Origin of the sequence: Brucella rhizosphaerae (genome assembly GCF_002252475.1) — a bacterium.
GTDB lineage: Bacteria > Pseudomonadota > Alphaproteobacteria > Rhizobiales > Rhizobiaceae > Brucella > Brucella rhizosphaerae.
The window spans coordinates 1-16,230 of the sequence record NZ_NNRK01000015.1 but is presented as its reverse complement, the minus strand read 5'-3'; the positions used below and the strand labels follow the sequence as shown (position 1 = coordinate 16,230).

The following is a 16,230-nucleotide window of genomic DNA, read 5'->3' as shown; positions in this document are numbered from 1 at the left end:
GGCGACATGACCGGTGTTATTTTGCCCGGGATCGTGATCCTTGTGCTCAATAGGAACACAGGTGGTTGCTAAAAGACCATAATTGTTTCACATAAATTAAGGTCTGGATATTCTGCTTCGAGAAAATGGGGTGCAAGTTGGTACGCAAGAAGTTTGGCTTTCTCTTCCTGTTCCTTGCGATAATTGCGTCGCCTTCCCACGCTTTTGAGGCAGGTTCTCCTCCCGATCTGAAGCCTTTGCCGCAACAGGTGGAGGCCGCGCGTCTGACGGCGGAATTCCTTTCGCGCTTTCATTACAAACCTGTTGCATTGGATGACGCTCTGTCCGTCAAGATCATGAATCGTTATATCGATTCTCTTGATCCAGACCGGTTGATTTTCCTGCAGTCGGATATTGATAGCTTCAAAACGAGAAGCATGGAGATCGATGATGCGATCAATCAGGAAGATCTGAGCATTCCGTTCGCCATTTTCAATATTTATGGACAGCGGATCGTGGATCGCATGACTTATGCGCACAGTCTGCTCAATCAGAAGTTCGACTTCAGTGTGCAGGAAGACTATCCGCTTGCGCGCGATAAAGCAGTCTGGCCGCAATCAGACGCAGAACGCAATGATCTGTGGCGCAAGCGCGTCAAAAACGATTGGCTGCGTTTGAAACTGGCTGGCAAAGACGACGCAACAATTCGCGAGACACTTGGCAAGCGATACGAAAACTCTTTGGCGCGCACATATAAGTCGAAAGCCGATGATGTTTTTCAGATATTCATGGCCGCGTATACGACTTCTGTCGACCCTCATACCGACTATTTTGGTGCAAATGCATCGGCAGAATTTGATATCGCGATGAAGCTTTCACTTGTCGGCATTGGTGCTGTTCTGCAGGAACGCGACGATTACACAACTATCCGCGAACTCGTTGCCGGTGGTCCGGCCCAGTCGTCAGGAAAACTAGCGGTCGGCGATCGTATCGTTGGCGTCGGCCAGGATGAAAACGGGGCGATAAAAGAAGTTGTCGGATTGCGTCTTGATGAAGTGGTGCAACTGATACGCGGTGCCAAAGGGTCAGTTGTGCGTCTGGATATCCTGCCTGCGGATGCTGGACCAGATGGCCAACATCACATCGTGAACCTTGTTCGTGACAAGATCAGCCTCGACAAACAGGCTGCGCAAAAGACAGTTCTATCAGTCAAAGATGGTACGACTACGCGCAAGATAGGCGTGATTACGCTACCCGCGTTTTATGAGGATATCGAGGCGCGTCGCAAAGGTGACAAGGATTATCGCAGCGCCAGCCGCGACGTTGCCAAACTTGTAACCGAACTGAAACAAGACAAAGTCGATGGCCTTCTGATCGATCTGCGCAACAATGGCGGCGGCTCCTTGACCGAGGCGATTGACCTTACTGGTCTCTTTGTTGGCAAAGGCCCCGTGGTTCAGCAGCGCAATGCAAAGGGCGAAGTGAAAGTAGAGAGTGATGATCTTCCGGCCCCTTTATGGAATGGACCGCTTGGAGTTCTTATCAATCGTGGGTCAGCGTCCGCGTCTGAGATTTTTGCAGCGGCGGTTCAGGATTATGGTCGGGGCGTTATTATCGGCGAACCAAGCTTCGGCAAGGGCACAGTGCAAACCGTGGTCAATCTTGACGAAGTGGTACAGAATCCCCAGCCGAAATTTGGCGAATTGAAGTTGACCGTTGCTCAGTTTTTCCGGGTGAATGGCGGCACCACGCAGTTGCGTGGCGTGACACCTGATATCAGCCTTCCGGGGACGTTTAACATCAAGACTACCGGTGAATCGAGTTTTGATAATGCCCTGCCTTGGAGCCAGGTGAAGGCTGCAAAATACAAGACGTTAGGCGATATGGCAGCGACGATATCCCAGTTGCAGGAACGTCACGACAGCCGGGTAAAAAATGAACCTGAATTTCAAAGGTTTGTGGAAGATATTGCAGCTTTGAAGGCTCAGCGCGAAAAGACGGTCATATCTCTTAATGAGACCACTCGGCGGGCTGAGATCGCAGCCGAAGCAGATCGCCTTAAAGCGCAGGGTGAGAACAAAGACGAAGTGAATGCGGATAAGGATGATGGTCTACAGTCCAACGAGCGGAGCCTGAGCGCTGATATCGCCATTGAAAAAGCCCGCAGGAGCGCAAAAGATGTTCTGCAAAATGAAGCCGCTGCTATCGTCGGCAATCTCGCGGATTTGCAGAAACAAGCGTCAAAATAGGCATTGGATAACGGTAAAGCAAAGCTGGAATTGGTTCAGCTTTGCTTTGCCCGGCTGATAATCGTTGGTAAAAACCTGGAACATGTCTCACAAAAGTGGGGCTGGAATAGCAATTAGATGCCGCTGGCGTCGTGCTCTACAACACCGCTGAAGCTGCAAGAAGCACCGTGATAATAGGAACATCCACCAACCTCTTGCAGTTCCATCGTATACTCATTGAGAAACGTTATGCTGATTTCACAATAGCGCTTGTTTTGAGCAGTTTCTTTGGCCTTGGTGTTGAATCCTTCGTTCGCAACACTCAGCGTCGTTGTTTTGCCCGTAATGTTGATCTCACCTTCGATGCTCCCTGCACAACCGGGCTGGTTTTCTTTGATTGGTACGTTTGTCGATAGTGAAATAGAATAACGGTCTTCAGCCTTGCGGACCAAATTAGCATCTAAGATAGCAGCCGTATTGTTGTTTGAATAATGGCCTTCATAAGATGTTTGATTTTCAGCAGCAGCGGGGAATGCGGCAATCGCAAACGACATCCCCATCAGAAAAACTCGAAGCATATGTCACCTGTTACTCGTTGCGGTCATCTCAAGTTTAATATTGTCCGGAAAATGCAATGTGGATAGCCCCCGGTACTCTTTTGTGTTTAACCGTATGGTGAAAATCACACAATATAGTCAAACGCTCACAAGCCGATGAACCGTCCGAGAGAAAGATTTGCAGATGAAAAGCTGGATAACCATTCCGATTTTTCTGTCTGTTTTTGTGGCGGGATGCTCCCCGAACAAAATTATTGCCAATCTGCCTTCTCCGAGCGGACAATATCATGTTGAAGTTCGCAAATGTCCTCAAAGCGGGTCCCTGACGCGGACGGAAAAGACGCAGGTTTCTGTTCTTAAAACTGGTACAACAGAAAAGTGTCAATCGGCCATAAATGCTCTGGTACAATTCGACGGACCTGCACCTGCCGATCAGCTGCAAATCAAATGGGTATCCGATACAGAACTGAAAGCTTGGCATCCGAGCTTCAATGCGAAGTACGGACCTTCTACTGCAACCTATAAGCACGATGCTCCGATTAAGGTTATTTTTTCACCGGAAAATTAAGCAGGCGAGTTGCTTCGCTATAATTGAACGGGTTACCAACAAAAAGAACGCACTTCACATTGGTATGTTGATCAATTGTCCTTACGGCTATCTTTTGAAGCCATCACATCCGTCCAGTCGTCGATGAACCTTTTACGCTGCGCCGCGTCCTGGGTTGCAAGGAGGGCTGGGCCAATACGGACCGGACGACCGACACCGCTTTCAATGAGTGATGGTGGCCCGTCAACCCCTGCGGGTAACGCTCCATCTCGCGAGAAGAAGAATGCCTTCTCTCTGGCGACGCGGCGCCCGCGTTCGGACAGAAGGTAGTCGATAAAACGGGCGGCAAGATCAGGTTGCTTTGCGTTCTGCGGAATGAGCGTAGCACGGCTCAGAACCAGCGTGTAATCGCGTAGCAATACAATTTTCAGCTTTGGATTGCGCAGACTAGCTGCATAGGCATATGATCCTATGATATTGTAACCTATATATATTTTCTGATCCTCGATGTCTGCGAGGATCGAGTTGTTGCAACAGCGCAGCTGGGTGTCGACACGGCTCATGCTCTCAAGCAGTCGTCCATAGGCCGTGGAATTTTGTTCGGAGTCCAGGAAAGCGAGAAGGTAGCCCACTCCAGATTGGCGCAGGTCATATGTTGCAACATGGCCCCGAAAGAATTCCTGTTTGCGGCGCAGAAGATCGGCAAGCTCACCGCGCGTATGAGGAACATCCTGCGGCAGGACATAATCACTGTGATATACGATGACGGATGGCTCAAAGGTGAAGCCATAGACCTCATCGCGCCAATTATTGGCATGGTTCTCGATTGCCCGCGTTTCAGCTGAAACATGTGACACAGCGCACCCGTCATTAGTGAGTTTTACCAACTGATCCACAGAGGACGACATCAGTAGGTCGCCGAAATTCTTCCCCCCACGACAAGCCGCATCAGCTTCGCGATAGAGATCATTAGTGACAAAATCGGTATAATCGACAGAGATGTGGGGCTCTACTTCCTGAAAATCTCGTACCAATGGCTTGAGAGCTGAAGTATCAGCAGCACCATTGATCACAAGTAGCCCCGTTTCCTCGCGCAATGCGGGAAAGTGGGTCGTGGTCCCTTCATCTGACTGAGCGTGTGCTACGCCCAATGCGATGGTTGTGAACAAAGCGGCCAGAAGACAGATCTTCATGATGTCGTCTCCGGTGCGCGGGGCAGGTCCAGTATCACGGTAAAGCCTGTTGAGCCTTTTTCACGAAAACGAATCAAGCCATCATGTGCAGCAGCAACTTCTGCCGCTATTGCAAAGCCTAGTCCCGAGGCTGCTGCAGCTTTGGAAGAGGTGGCATTAAAACGGCGCGACATCTGATCCCATTTTTCTGGGGGAATACCTGGGCCATCATCTTCGACTTCAACACAGACACGCTGTTCAAATTGCATCACACGCACATCCAGACGCGAGATTGCACCATGGCGCAGTGCATTACTGATGATGTTGGCAATAGCTTCTCGCAAACTGACCGGATCGCCATTAACGAACAGAAGAGGTTGTCCTGCCTCAAAAGAAATGACCATGTCGGGGTCAACGGTCAGTGGAATGGTATGATGGAAGGCCATGCGCGCCACATCAACGAGGTTCACTTTCTCAAGCTGTATAACCCCTGAACGGTGAATGACCATAGCGTGGCTGAGCAATTGATTGGTCAATTGTGCCAGCTCGCCGGTGCGCGTTTTAATGCGTTGTGTTCGTTCCCGATCCGCCTGGCTCATACAATCTTCGTCCAGCATATCTACCTGAGCCGAAAGAGCCGTCAACGGTGTGCGTATTTGGTGTGCAGCATCGGCAATGAATTGCTGAAGCCGAACAACACGTTGGTCCAGCCGTGTCATGAAATGATTGATTGCGCCCACAAACGGCTGCAATTCCTGCGGCGTAGGTGTCTGCATGGGCGTCAAATCTTCAGGATTACGCCGACGAAGCGCGTGAGCCAGGCTCGTTACGGGTTTAAGTGCATAACGCACGGCCAGAATTGTTCCGCCCAGCCCAAGTAAAATCATGATACCAACAATGAGTATGGCACCTTGGGTAACTTCTCCGGCAAGCGCCCGGCGCGCCTCGGTAGTCTGGGCCAGAACGACATAAACCCATCCACTTTGTGCTTGATCGGCAAGCGCCCGAGCGACCGTAATAACGCGGACTTCCGACCCGCGATATGTCTCAGTTTCAAGTTTCGGATCGCGACGCGCAGCAATCAGATCATCATTGATGTTGAGATCAGGATAGCCACTGACAACTGCGCCGTCGGGACCGACGATGCGATAGAAAATGCGGTCTCTTTCGGCGAAGCCAAGCAGTTCAAAAGCTGAAGGTGGCAGATTGACAATCAATTTGCCGTCAGTCTGCGTAATTCCATCGGCGATCTGAAGGGCCGCTCCACGCAACAGCTGATCATAGGTTTTATTGGAGGCTGTCTGACCATAGTACCAGGCTGCGGTTATAAGTGTGCTCGCCCCGACAAGCAGAACGAACCCGACGCGTGTGACGAGGCGCGAGAACAGTGAGGGTTCAGGCGTTCTCATCGATCACCAGTTGATAGCCGATACCGCGCTGAGTAATGATTGATACGCCTGACCCCTCGATCTTCTTGCGTATTCTGGATATATAAAGCTCGACCGCATTATGATTGACGCCTTCATCGAAGCCGAACAACGTGTCCATTAACTCATCTTTGCTAAACAAACGGCCTGGGCGGGTAGCGAAAACTTCCAGAATGGCGATTTCTCGCCGTTTCAGCTGAACCTCACGATTGCCTATACGGACATTGCGGCTTTGCCGATCGAGCTGAAGATTGCCACACACGATTATATTTGTTGTCTCACCACTATTCCGGCGCAGTAAAACACGAACCCTGGCTTCAAGTTCTCTGAAGTCGAATGGTTTGACCAGATAATCATCCGCACCAAGGTCGAGTGCACTGACCCGATCCTCAATCTCCGAACGTGCTGTAAGAACCAGAACTGGAACAGTTTTTTTTGCGGCTCGCACACGACGCAATATCTCAAAGCCGCCAAGCCCAGGGAGCATGACGTCAAGAATGATTAGATCATAATCGGTAAAGTCGAGAATTTCAGCCGCGGCTAACCCGTCTGTCTCCCAATCAACCGAGTGTCCCACTCGCTCCAACCGTTGATTGATTGCCTCCCCGACATCCCGGGTGTCTTCGACCAGAAGGATGCGCATAATTCATAAATTGCATGGAAATTTAATCGTGACAACAAAAACCTGCTCAGTTTTGACAGGTTGCTGACAGTTTGGACAATCAATCTATGTATTATGGCGAGCTGTTCGTGGGAGCGAATGGTTTTCCTATATCCTTGGGAGGATATCGATTCACTGAAAGCTTTGGTCTGCTTTGTAAGAAGCGGAGATACTATTGCTTTATCCAGTATAATCGAAATGTAGAGCGTTAGATGCGCAGTATAAATCCTGCTATGTCGCACCGCATGTCCTTCCTTGAGATTAAGAATCATTTTGGGAGGACTACGGAAGTGAAGCATTCTTTCTCTTATGCCCTGATAACAAGCGCGGCCACTCTGGTGATGGTAATGCCTGCGCTGGCGGCAAGCGACGATCTGTTGGAAGCGGCACGTAAAGAAGGTTCAGTCACCATTTATTCGGCGACTGATCAGGCACAGGCACAGGCAGCTCTTGAAGCCTTTGCAAAAAAGTATCCCGGCATTCGGGTCGATTATAACGATATTGGTACAAACGGCGTTTATAACCGTGTGATTTCCGAAGCTGCTGCAAAACAAGTCAGTGGTGACGTGTTCTGGACCTCGGCGATGGATCAGGGCGTAAAGCTTGCAGTTGATGGCTATCTGGAAACCTATAAGTCGACTGAGAGCGCCTCACTGCCAAGCTGGGCTGTCTATAAAGATATCGTTTATGCGACATCAATCGAGCCAATCGGTATGATCTACAACAAGACAGCACTGCCGGAAGACAAGGTTCCACAGACGCGTGAAGACCTGATCAAATTCATTTCCAGCGGCGAATATAATGGTCGTATTGCAACGTTTGATCCGGAAAAATCCGGCGTCGGCTTCCTTATTCAGACCAATGATATGGACAATACAACAAATTTTTGGGATCTGACCAAAGCGCTTGGCACGGCTAAGGGCAAATCCTATTCTTCGACAGGCTCAATGCGTGAAACTGTGGTTTCGGGTGAGAATGTCATCGCTTACAATCTGATCGGCTCTTATGCACTGGATTGGGTGAAGAGTGCGCCAAACCTTGGTGTTGCCTTCGGCAAGGATTACACGCCTGCCTTCTCACGCGTTGCTGGTGTATTGAAAGATGCGCCGCATCCAAATGCCGGAAAGCTGTTCATCGACTTCCTGCTTTCTCAGGAAGGCCAGACAGCACTTGCGTCCAAGGGCATGCCTGCGCTGCGTAAGGATGCAACAGAGGGTTATAACATCGACACGCTCAATGAGCTGGTTGGTGGTAACCTCAAGCCAATCGCGCTTGATGAGACCTTGCTGCAATTCATGGACCCTATGAAGCGCCTGAAATTCCTCAATGAATGGCGTGCAGCGTTGAAAGGCTGATCAATATTCAAGCCCAATACTTTTGCCCTTGTTGCCTAAATTGGCTCCTCCCGGGGCGGGGCCAGTGCATCGGGTCTTTACCCCTGAAGACCCAGATGCCTGGCCCGTTCTGAGAGAACTATAGCCCCAAGGCAGTTCCATTCTTGTAAATCGCTTGTTTTCCCGGAGGTAACAATCCATGCCGGCGGATACCTATACCCAAAAATTAACTCAGGAATCGCCCCGCCAGATGCGCTTGAAAACACCTAGCGCACCCGGTGAAGCGCGCTTGTTCAGGCGTCTTGTTATCGGGTTGCTGACAATAAGTGTACTCACACCCATTTGCCTGATTATCTATCAAAGTTTTCTGGATGGTCCATTTTTTAGCGCGAATGCGAAACTGGGGCTGAGCGCTTATGAATACATCCTCGTTGATCCTATGTTTTATGATGCGCTATGGAACACGGTCATCATGGCTGTGGGCATGGTGGTGATCGCTGTACCGCTTGGTGCGGCGCTCTCCTTCCTGCTCACTCGTACTGATGTTCGGTTTCGCAAAGCGCTCGAAGTCATTGTGCTGGTCCCGATGTTCATTTCGGCACTGGTTCTTGCATTCGGTTATACGGTCGCTATTGGGCCTTCCGGCTTTGTATCGATCTTCGCACGTGACATCTTTGGCTTCGTACCATGGAATATCTACTCGCTGACCGGCATTGTGCTGGTTACCGGGCTTGCACATGTTCCCCATGTCTATCTTTATGTGTCGGCTGCAATGCGTAACCTGCCTTCTGATCTGGAAGAGGCTGCACGCATCACCGGTGCACCTATCTGGCGTGTATGCTGGGACGTCACGGTTCCCATGGTTTTGCCTGCACTCATCTTCGCAACAGCACTCAATCTGCTAATTGGCTTTGAGATGTTTGGCGTGCCTCTGGTTCTCGGCGATCCAAGCGGCATCAATGTTCTGACCACCTATATTTACAAGCTCACAACACTCTTCGGTGTTCCAACCTATCAGCTGATGGCCGTTGTGGTCGTGTTGTTGGTGCTCTTAACTCTGCCTTTGGTTTGGTATCAGCGCCGGTTGTTGCGTCACAGCCGTCGATATGCGGCACTCGGTGGAAAAGGTTCACGCACAACCGTCATGCGCCTTGGTCGTGCCGGGCAGATAATTGCGCTTTCAATAATCGGTTTCTGGCTATTCCTATCGGTAGTCTTGCCAATTGGCGGCATTATTCTGCGTGCTTTTGTTGATGCATGGGGGCAGGGCGTCAATCCTTTTGCTCATCTGACAACAAAGCATTTCAACGCTCTTTTTGAAGTCCCGAGCCTTTATCGAGGAGTTCTCAATACCATCATACTGGCTGTCGTGGGTGGAGCGGTAGCGGTTGCATTCTATCTGCTTGTCGGTCTGGCAGGTCACCGCAATCGCGATGTATCCAATACCGTTCTTGACTATATGGTCTTGTTGCCGCGCTCGATGCCAAGCCTGATCATCGGTCTCGCCTTCTTCTGGCTTTTCCTTTTCATCCCGTTCCTCGTACCGCTGCGCACAACACTGATAAGCCTATTCATCGCGTATCTGATTGTTGGTCTTTCTTATGGTCTTCGTCTTCTGCAGGGTACACTCATTCAGGTCAGCCCTGAACTTGAAGAGGCAGCACGTACGACCGGTGCAACCATTGGCCAGACCTGGCGAGATATCGTCATTCCGATCGTGCGTCCGGGACTTGTCGGCGCATGGGCACTGATCATGATCGTGTTCTTACGCGATTACGCAACCGGCATCTATCTCATGAGTGCTGGAACTGAAGTGATCGGTTCGCTGATGGTTTCAATGATCCAGTCCGGTGCAATGGATACGATTGCAGCACTGGCCTTTGTCAGTATCGTTCTTACCGGCGCAGGCCTTGGTCTCGCCCTTCGTCTGGGAGCAAAAATCCATGACTGAACTTATTGTACGCGACGTTCACAAATATCTCGGTGGCCTGCATATTCTCCAGGGCGCATCGTTTACGGCCGAGCGTGGTTCAATTGTCTCATTGCTTGGTGCATCGGGCAGCGGCAAGACAACTTTGTTGCGCTGCATTGCGGGTCTTGAACAACCTGAAGAGGGTTTCATCAGCATTGGAGGAAAACCGATGCTGGACGGCAGCAAGGGCATGACCGTTGCACCGGAGAACCGCAATATTGGTCTCGTCTTTCAGTCCTATGCGCTCTGGCCTCATCGCACTGTGATGGAAAATGTCGCCTATGGCCTGAAATTGCGCGGCGTCGGCAAGGTTGAAGCAGGGAAACGCGTGCAGGCAACGCTGGAAAAGATTGGCCTCGGCCATCTGGCAGAACGTTATCCAGATCAGCTTTCTGGTGGACAACAGCAACGCGTCGCCATCTGTCGTGCACTGGTTTATGAACCCCGCGTGCTTCTGATGGATGAACCGCTTTCCAATCTTGATGCGAAGCTACGCGAGGAAGCGCGCTACTGGATTCGCAAGCTGATCCTCGATCTGGAAATTTGTGGTGTACTTGTTACGCACGACCAGTCTGAAGCGCTCGCCGCATCTGACAATATCCTGCTGTTGCGCAACGGAGCAATCGTACAGGAAGGAACGCCGCAAGAGATCTATACCAAGCCGAAAAGCTTCTATGCGGCGGATTTCCTTGGCGCGAATAATATTGCCAATGGCGAAATACGCCGCACCGGCGAAAACGCCAGCATCCATGGAACAAACTGGCAGTTGGATGGCGTCATTGTCGGACAAAGCGATGAAAAAGATGACAAGGCAGTGATCCGGGTCGAACAGATTGCTGTGCATGATCGTCCCGGTCAGGACCTCAAGGAAATGCATCTCGACGCCTGCCTGTATCTTGGTGATCGTTGGGAATATCGTCTGCGTGCTGGAGATTTTGCTGCCAAAGCATTTGGCCCTAAGGCTTTGCCAGAAGGTCCGGTGTGGGTAGATATCCCACGCGAGAGTGTGTGGCTTTTTGCTCGTGCCGCTTAACTGGTGCATTTCCAGCAAAAGTGCTGAGCAGTTTTGTGTGGAATCGTGCGTCGAAATAAACAGAATGGCTGGTTTCAGTTTGAAACAAGCCTTTCTGGCAGAGCCTATAAGCACGACCCCAGTTGGTTGAACGACCAACTGAGGTTTGTTATTTAGAGGGGGCTGCACCAAGGCTCTCGATTAAATAGTCTATGTTTTGAGCATTTTGGGAAATCCGTCGCCAAAGCCAAATCATGAGGCAACCCATAAGTCCCCACGCGATGACAACATCCGAGATAAAATGTGCGCCAAACATTACTCGATTAAATGATGCGAACATCAAAATTGGTACAATGAAAGCAACGGCGATGGGGCGCCATTTTGCCGGTACCAATACAATTACTGACAGTGTCGCCGCAGCAGTGGCTGCTTCCCCTGATGGAAATGAGCAATTACGGCTGCATTGAGCAGCATATTGCCAAACTGGTGTAAATTCCGCCGATCCCCCGAATTCAAGCAAGCTGCGCGGTCGTGCGCGTGCCATAAAATTTTTGAGAAACTGTACTGTAAGAAATGGCCCGATGAGAAAAGATAGAATGACAAAGAAAGCCTTGTGAGGTGGAAAAAGCTTAAATTTTCGCGGTTTAACGGCATAAAGAATGATCATGATAGTCATCAGAACAAGCAGATAAATCATAGCGCGACGGTTCGCATCGCGTATTGAGAGGAGAATTGGACTCTCGGATAGTGGAAAGCTGCGACCGTTTGCGAAAATACGAGTGACTGCTAAATCAAGCGTAGGGAACATAATAAAAATCAAACTTGATATCAGGAGAAAGCTGACAGCGGGCGCAGTCCACCCTGAAAACCATATGCTGTTGGTGTAGTCCACCCGATAAGGGGCATCGCTTGGGCTGGAAACTGTGTTTCGCATTTCGATAGCCTTGCAAAATTAACATGGCCGCGATTTGAACCCCGATTGTCAAGAAACGATGGAGAGCACATCTGCACCGTGTGAAACTACAGCAGCATGTCTGCTTATCTATTGTTTGGAAATTGCGCGGTTGTCTTTTCTCCGGCATAACTCCGACCGACCAGCAAAATTTAATCAGAAGAAAATAAAGAATTTCGGAGCCCAGGGTGGAAAACAGTCTCGTTCTGATAGTTGAGGATGAGCCCGAGATCGCACAAATTCTCAGTGCTTACCTGGAGCGGGAAGGATACCGGACCGTTCGCGCTGCTGATGGTGAAACGGCGCTTCAACATCATGCCCACCTATCGCCCGATCTTGTTCTACTGGACGTACGCCTTCCGAAACTGGATGGATTTGCAGTGCTTGGTCGTTTGCGGCAGGCTGAGAATACACCTGTGATCATGATAACCGCATTGGCGGAAGATCTGGATCGGCTGAGTGGGCTGCGTCTTGGGGCTGATGATTATATCGTGAAGCCTTTCAATCCGCAGGAGGTCGTTGCACGCGTAAAGGCAGTGCTTCGCAGAACGAACGGAGCACAGCACGAAACGGTTCGACGCTTTGGTAATTTCGAGGTCGACTTCAAGGCGTACTCGGCTTTCGTATATCAGGGAGAAAGGCGCGTGACCTTACAGCTCACCTTAAGTGAATTCCGAATTCTTGCTTACATGATCCGCCGCCCGACACATGCCTTTGAACGTGCCGATATTCTCGACGCCTGTTTGCCAGAAAGCGATGCACTCGCCCGAACTGTAGACACGCATATTTCCAATCTGAGGCGGAAGCTGGAAGAGCTGGGTCAGATCGGTTGCTTCTCTGCAGTCCGAGGCATCGGCTATCGTTTCTGTGATCCAAAATGAAGTTTCCAAAGCTTTCACTTGCTACATTAACCGCAATCATCATCACTGCAATGTTGTTGCTGAGTGTTGGTTTGGCTTATCTGGGGGTCAACTGGTACGCATCCTATCTTGAAGAAGGGCTATTACAACAGCTTCCCGCAGACGCGGCACATGCTTATCGGGACCTAAATGCGGGCATCGTGCCGGATACAGCAGCACTTAAGGAGCTGTTTCGATATCTCAATGGGTTCTCCGATCCATTGGATTGGAACGTTTATATTTCAGTTCTGGTATCGGGTCTTCTCTCGGCACTCATCTGTAGTGCGATTGGGATATATTTGGCGAGAAAAATTGCGCGACCACTTGAGCAACTGACAGTGGTTGCCGAAGCGTTGAAGTCAGGTGACTTTTCGGTCCGTATGATGGGTTCTCACAAAAGCACTATAGAAGTTTCGAGCCTTATCGATAGCTTTAATGCGATGGCCACCAGCCTTCAAAATATGGAAAACAGACTGCACTTCAACAACATGGCCCTGGCACACGAACTGCGCACGCCACTTACAATTTTACGTGGCACGATGCAGGGCATGGTCGACGGCATATTCCCGATGGAAAAGAAGGCCTTGAGCAATCTTCTTTTGCAAGCCGAAGGATTATCCCGGATTGTCGAAGACCTCCGTACTTTATCCTTGGCGATAGGCCAAAAGCTGGTCATGCACCCTGAGCAGATTGATCTGGCTCAGTTGATTGAAGGAGTTCTACATTCGGCTCAACCGATGCTCGATACAAACAATATTAAAGTGGCAGCAGAACTGCCGCCAACTGTTGTTCTGGTTGATTCACAGCGCATAAGACAAGCTATCCTCGCGCTTGTTGAAAATGCTTGTCGTTATGCTGCGGAAGGCGCGAGCTTACGATGCGAAATTGATAAGTTGGCTGGCGGATTTCTGGCTATTCGGCTTCTGGATCGAGGCCCCGGATTTCCGGACGATATGTGTGGGGTTGAAGTGAAACCCTTTTGGCGTGGGGAAGTGTCCAGATCACGCGCTACTGGCGGCACGGGATTGGGTCTTTCGGTGGTGCAGGCTATCGCTGTCGCGCACGGTGGAAGGCTCGAGTTGCAAAACAGATCTGGCGGTGGCGCCTCACTGTCAATTATCCTCCCCGGAATGGATGGTGACACTCGGTAGAGCGCGTTTTGCTGCGATTAATGCAACTCGTGCTCTTATGAACAGATGCAATCGAAACAGCTTAAGCAGCTTCTATATCCCGAAGTGGCGGGTTACCGTAAAATCGACTGTACTCGCGACTAAACTGCGAAGGGCTCTGATATCCCACACGATGGCCTGCGGTACCGGCATCGAGCCGTTCAACCAACATTAGTCTTCGCGCTTCATTAAGCCGTAATTGCTTTTGATATTGAATTGGTGTCATCGCAGTGATTGCTTTGAAGTGATGGTGAAATGATGAGACACTCATATTCACGTATTCAGCGAGTTGTTCTATCTTGAGGTGAAGAGCAAAGTTCTGCCGAAGCCACGAAATTGCACGTGCTATTCTGTTTGCCTGGCTATCGATTGTTGCAATATTGACAAGCCGCTCACCATCCGTACCCGTCAGCAATCGGTACAGAATTTCCTGTTCTAGAAGAGGCGCCATAATGGGAATTTCACTGGGTGTTTCAAGCAAACGTAACAACCGGACCATGGCATCAAGAAGTTCAGTAGGCGCTGCGTTCACAGCAATTCCCCGTTTCGCCTCCGTTGAGATTGAATTGCGGCGAATATCCATTTGTCCGAGAAGGTTCACGAGCTTCTCGCTATCGATTGCCAGCGACAAGCATAAGTGTGGTGCTTCAACGCTCGCCTCCGAAACACGCCATGTTACGGGCAAATCCAGCGACGTCACCAGATACTCACCTGTTGTGTAGTTGATTGTTGCAGATCCGAGCTGCAAAGACTTGGCGCCCTGAAGGACCATTGCGAGGCACGGTCTGTAACTCCCATGACACGGAATGCTTGGCGTCGAGCGTCTGCTTAGCGAAAGCCCCTCGATGGCTGTTCGGACTTCACCGTCTTCCTTTACAAAGCGAGCCGCCAGTGATGCAAGTTCGCTATAAGCGTCTGCCGGTGATCTCATATGGGCCTCGTTTCATAACTGATTGAACCGCCACTTACTTATGCCTGGTTGTTCGACTTGCGAGAGGATACACCAATTTTTGCAGGATCGTGCAAGAAGCTTGTAGGATCGGTCTACCTCATTGTGCGAAAATCGTTCATATTTCAGCGTCCCTTCTCTCCCCAGTTTCGCTTCGATGATTGGAGTTTATTATGGCTATTGCAAGAGGTTATGCCGCAACTGATGCGGATCAACCGTTGGTTCCGTTCACATTTGAACGTCGTGAACCAAATGCAGACGATGTGGTGATTTCAATTCAATATTGTGGAGTTTGCCACTCTGATATTCACACGGTTCGCAACGAATGGAAAAATGCAGTCTACCCGATTGTACCAGGTCATGAGATCGTTGGCGTCGTCAGCGCCGTCGGTTCCAACGTGACCAAATTCAAAGTAGGCGATAAGGTCGGCGTTGGTTGCTTCGTTGATTCCTGTGTAGGCTGTGCCACGCGTGATCTGGACAATGAACATTATCTGCCCGGTCTGGTGCAGACTTATAACAGCGTCGATGCTGACGGAAAGACGCCTACGCAAGGCGGTTATTCCGATCAGATCGTCGTCAGGGAAGGCTATGTCCTCTCCATACCGGACAATCTGCCGCTCGACGCGTCAGCTCCGCTTCTTTGTGCAGGTATAACGCTCTATTCGCCGCTGCGCCATTGGCAGGCCGGACCTGGCAAAAAGGTCGCGATTGTTGGCATGGGTGGCCTTGGCCATATGGGCGTCAAACTGGCAAATGCCATGGGTGCGCATGTCACTGTACTGAGCCAATCGCTTTCAAAGAAGGATGACGGACTGAAGCTCGGAGCAAAAGAGTATTATGCTACCAGCGACAGCGAGACATTCGAGAAGCTGGCCGGAACATTTGATCTGATCATCTGCACGGTCGGTGTGGCGATTGATTGGAATGCCTATCTTGGATTGCTCAAAGTGAATGGCACAATGGTTGTCGTTGGAGCGCCTGAAGATATGGTGCCGGTCCATGCCTTCTCGCTCATTCCGGGTCGTAAGAGCCTTGCTGGTTCGATGATCGGGTCTATCAAAGAAACACAGGAAATGCTCGATTTCTGTGGCAAGCATAATATCGTCTCTGAAATTGAGAAGATTAATATTCAGGACATTAACGAAGCTTACGAACGTGTTCTCAAAAGTGACGTGCGCTATCGGTTCGTTATCGATATAGCGTCTTTGAATGCGTGATAAAAAAGGGCGGCCTTTTGGCCGCCCTTTCCATTATTTTTGTAACCCTCTCAATGAGTCCCAACAGCCTTGCCATAGATGCGGATGACATTGCGGACGGCTTCCACCATCAGCGCATGTGGGGTTGCTTCGACCTTGCCTGAGGCAACAGC

The 16,230-nt window shown here is 50.3% G+C and carries 14 protein-coding genes; 8 read left to right on the top strand and 6 right to left on the bottom strand.

Translation table 11 applies throughout. The features are described 5' to 3' along the window. The first annotated feature begins 125 nt into the window (after nt 1-125). Nucleotides 126-2,228, top strand: coding sequence for a carboxy terminal-processing peptidase (locus CEV32_RS02035; RefSeq protein WP_094573784.1), 2,103 nt, complete (start codon nt 126-128; stop codon nt 2,226-2,228). Between the two features lie 113 nt (nt 2,229-2,341). Here CEV32_RS02035 and CEV32_RS02030 read toward each other — a convergent pair whose 3' ends face one another. Then, on the bottom strand, nt 2,342-2,767 hold the full coding sequence (locus tag CEV32_RS02030) for a hypothetical protein (RefSeq protein WP_167382725.1): 426 nt from the start codon (nt 2,765-2,767) through the stop codon (nt 2,342-2,344). Nucleotides 2,768-2,948: 181 nt separating this feature from the next. On the opposite strand from CEV32_RS02030, the gene CEV32_RS02025 reads away from it, so the two are divergent. Next, nucleotides 2,949-3,332, top strand: coding sequence for a hypothetical protein (locus CEV32_RS02025; RefSeq protein ID WP_094573782.1), 384 nt, complete (start codon nt 2,949-2,951; stop codon nt 3,330-3,332). A 71-nt stretch (nt 3,333-3,403) separates the two neighbouring features. On the opposite strand, the gene CEV32_RS02020 is transcribed toward CEV32_RS02025, so the two are convergent. Genes CEV32_RS02020 through CEV32_RS02010 form a run of 3 tightly spaced genes read right to left on the bottom strand, consistent with a single transcriptional unit; the run spans nt 3,404 to nt 6,553 of the window. Further along, complete coding sequence (locus tag CEV32_RS02020; protein ID WP_094573781.1) at nt 3,404-4,504, bottom strand: ABC transporter substrate-binding protein; 1,101 nt, start codon at nt 4,502-4,504, stop codon at nt 3,404-3,406. Then, nucleotides 4,501-5,892, bottom strand: coding sequence for a sensor histidine kinase (locus CEV32_RS02015; RefSeq protein WP_094573780.1), 1,392 nt, complete (start codon nt 5,890-5,892; stop codon nt 4,501-4,503). The genes CEV32_RS02020 and CEV32_RS02015 overlap by 4 nt, the downstream gene beginning before the upstream one ends. Continuing rightward, on the bottom strand, nt 5,879-6,553 hold the full coding sequence (locus CEV32_RS02010; protein WP_094573779.1) for a response regulator transcription factor: 675 nt from the start codon (nt 6,551-6,553) through the stop codon (nt 5,879-5,881). Before CEV32_RS02010 ends, CEV32_RS02015 begins: the two co-directional genes overlap by 14 nt. Nucleotides 6,554-6,861: 308 nt before the next feature. Between CEV32_RS02010 and CEV32_RS02005 the strand changes: the two genes are divergently transcribed. From CEV32_RS02005 to CEV32_RS01995, 3 genes are all read left to right on the top strand, one after another. After that, on the top strand, nt 6,862-7,926 hold the full coding sequence (locus CEV32_RS02005; RefSeq protein ID WP_235818687.1) for an ABC transporter substrate-binding protein: 1,065 nt from the start codon (nt 6,862-6,864) through the stop codon (nt 7,924-7,926). A gap of 229 nt (nt 7,927-8,155) precedes the next feature. Beyond that, the gene (locus CEV32_RS02000; protein ID WP_094573792.1) at nt 8,156-9,856 is read left to right on the top strand and encodes an ABC transporter permease; all 1,701 of its coding nucleotides are present in this window, start codon (nt 8,156-8,158) and stop codon (nt 9,854-9,856) included. Continuing rightward, nucleotides 9,849-10,910: an ABC transporter ATP-binding protein gene (locus CEV32_RS01995; RefSeq protein WP_094573778.1), complete on the top strand. Its 1,062-nt coding sequence runs from the start codon at nt 9,849-9,851 to the stop codon at nt 10,908-10,910. The genes CEV32_RS02000 and CEV32_RS01995 overlap by 8 nt, the downstream gene beginning before the upstream one ends. Nucleotides 10,911-11,058: 148 nt before the next feature. Here CEV32_RS01995 and CEV32_RS01990 read toward each other — a convergent pair whose 3' ends face one another. Beyond that, on the bottom strand, nt 11,059-11,823 hold the full coding sequence (locus CEV32_RS01990; protein WP_094573777.1) for a phosphatase PAP2 family protein: 765 nt from the start codon (nt 11,821-11,823) through the stop codon (nt 11,059-11,061). Nucleotides 11,824-12,029: 206 nt separating this feature from the next. Between CEV32_RS01990 and CEV32_RS01985 the strand changes: the two genes are divergently transcribed. After that, entirely contained in the window at nt 12,030-12,722 is a 693-nt protein-coding gene (locus CEV32_RS01985; RefSeq protein ID WP_094573776.1) for a response regulator, read from the top strand. Then, entirely contained in the window at nt 12,719-13,891 is a 1,173-nt protein-coding gene (locus CEV32_RS01980) for an ATP-binding protein (protein WP_094573775.1), read from the top strand. The genes CEV32_RS01985 and CEV32_RS01980 overlap by 4 nt, the downstream gene beginning before the upstream one ends. A 61-nt stretch (nt 13,892-13,952) precedes the next feature. Here CEV32_RS01980 and CEV32_RS01975 read toward each other — a convergent pair whose 3' ends face one another. Beyond that, nucleotides 13,953-14,840, bottom strand: coding sequence for an AraC family transcriptional regulator (locus CEV32_RS01975; protein WP_094573774.1), 888 nt, complete (start codon nt 14,838-14,840; stop codon nt 13,953-13,955). A gap of 191 nt (nt 14,841-15,031) precedes the next feature. On the opposite strand from CEV32_RS01975, the gene CEV32_RS01970 reads away from it, so the two are divergent. Then, nucleotides 15,032-16,078 carry an NAD(P)-dependent alcohol dehydrogenase gene (locus CEV32_RS01970; RefSeq protein ID WP_094573773.1) on the top strand — a complete coding sequence of 349 codons (1,047 nt, stop codon included), beginning with the start codon at nt 15,032-15,034 and terminating at the stop codon, nt 16,076-16,078. Nucleotides 16,079-16,230: the final 152 nt, after the last annotated feature.

What these genes read in the sequence shown, in the direction of transcription:
- CEV32_RS02035 (WP_094573784.1), top strand. Translation starts at nt 126, where the DNA reads ATGGGGTGCAAGTTGGTACGCAAGAAGTTTGGCTTTCTCTTCCTGTTC.
- CEV32_RS02030 (WP_167382725.1), bottom strand. Translation starts at nt 2,767, where the DNA reads ATGGGGATGTCGTTTGCGATTGCCGCATTCCCCGCTGCTGCTGAAAAT.
- CEV32_RS02025 (WP_094573782.1), top strand. Translation starts at nt 2,949, where the DNA reads ATGAAAAGCTGGATAACCATTCCGATTTTTCTGTCTGTTTTTGTGGCG.
- CEV32_RS02020 (WP_094573781.1), bottom strand. Translation starts at nt 4,504, where the DNA reads ATGAAGATCTGTCTTCTGGCCGCTTTGTTCACAACCATCGCATTGGGC.
- CEV32_RS02015 (WP_094573780.1), bottom strand. Translation starts at nt 5,892, where the DNA reads ATGAGAACGCCTGAACCCTCACTGTTCTCGCGCCTCGTCACACGCGTC.
- CEV32_RS02010 (WP_094573779.1), bottom strand. Translation starts at nt 6,553, where the DNA reads ATGCGCATCCTTCTGGTCGAAGACACCCGGGATGTCGGGGAGGCAATC.
- CEV32_RS02000 (WP_094573792.1), top strand. Translation starts at nt 8,156, where the DNA reads ATGCGCTTGAAAACACCTAGCGCACCCGGTGAAGCGCGCTTGTTCAGG.
- CEV32_RS01995 (WP_094573778.1), top strand. Translation starts at nt 9,849, where the DNA reads ATGACTGAACTTATTGTACGCGACGTTCACAAATATCTCGGTGGCCTG.
- CEV32_RS01990 (WP_094573777.1), bottom strand. Translation starts at nt 11,823, where the DNA reads ATGCGAAACACAGTTTCCAGCCCAAGCGATGCCCCTTATCGGGTGGAC.
- CEV32_RS01980 (WP_094573775.1), top strand. Translation starts at nt 12,719, where the DNA reads ATGAAGTTTCCAAAGCTTTCACTTGCTACATTAACCGCAATCATCATC.
- CEV32_RS01975 (WP_094573774.1), bottom strand. Translation starts at nt 14,840, where the DNA reads ATGAGATCACCGGCAGACGCTTATAGCGAACTTGCATCACTGGCGGCT.
- CEV32_RS01970 (WP_094573773.1), top strand. Translation starts at nt 15,032, where the DNA reads ATGGCTATTGCAAGAGGTTATGCCGCAACTGATGCGGATCAACCGTTG.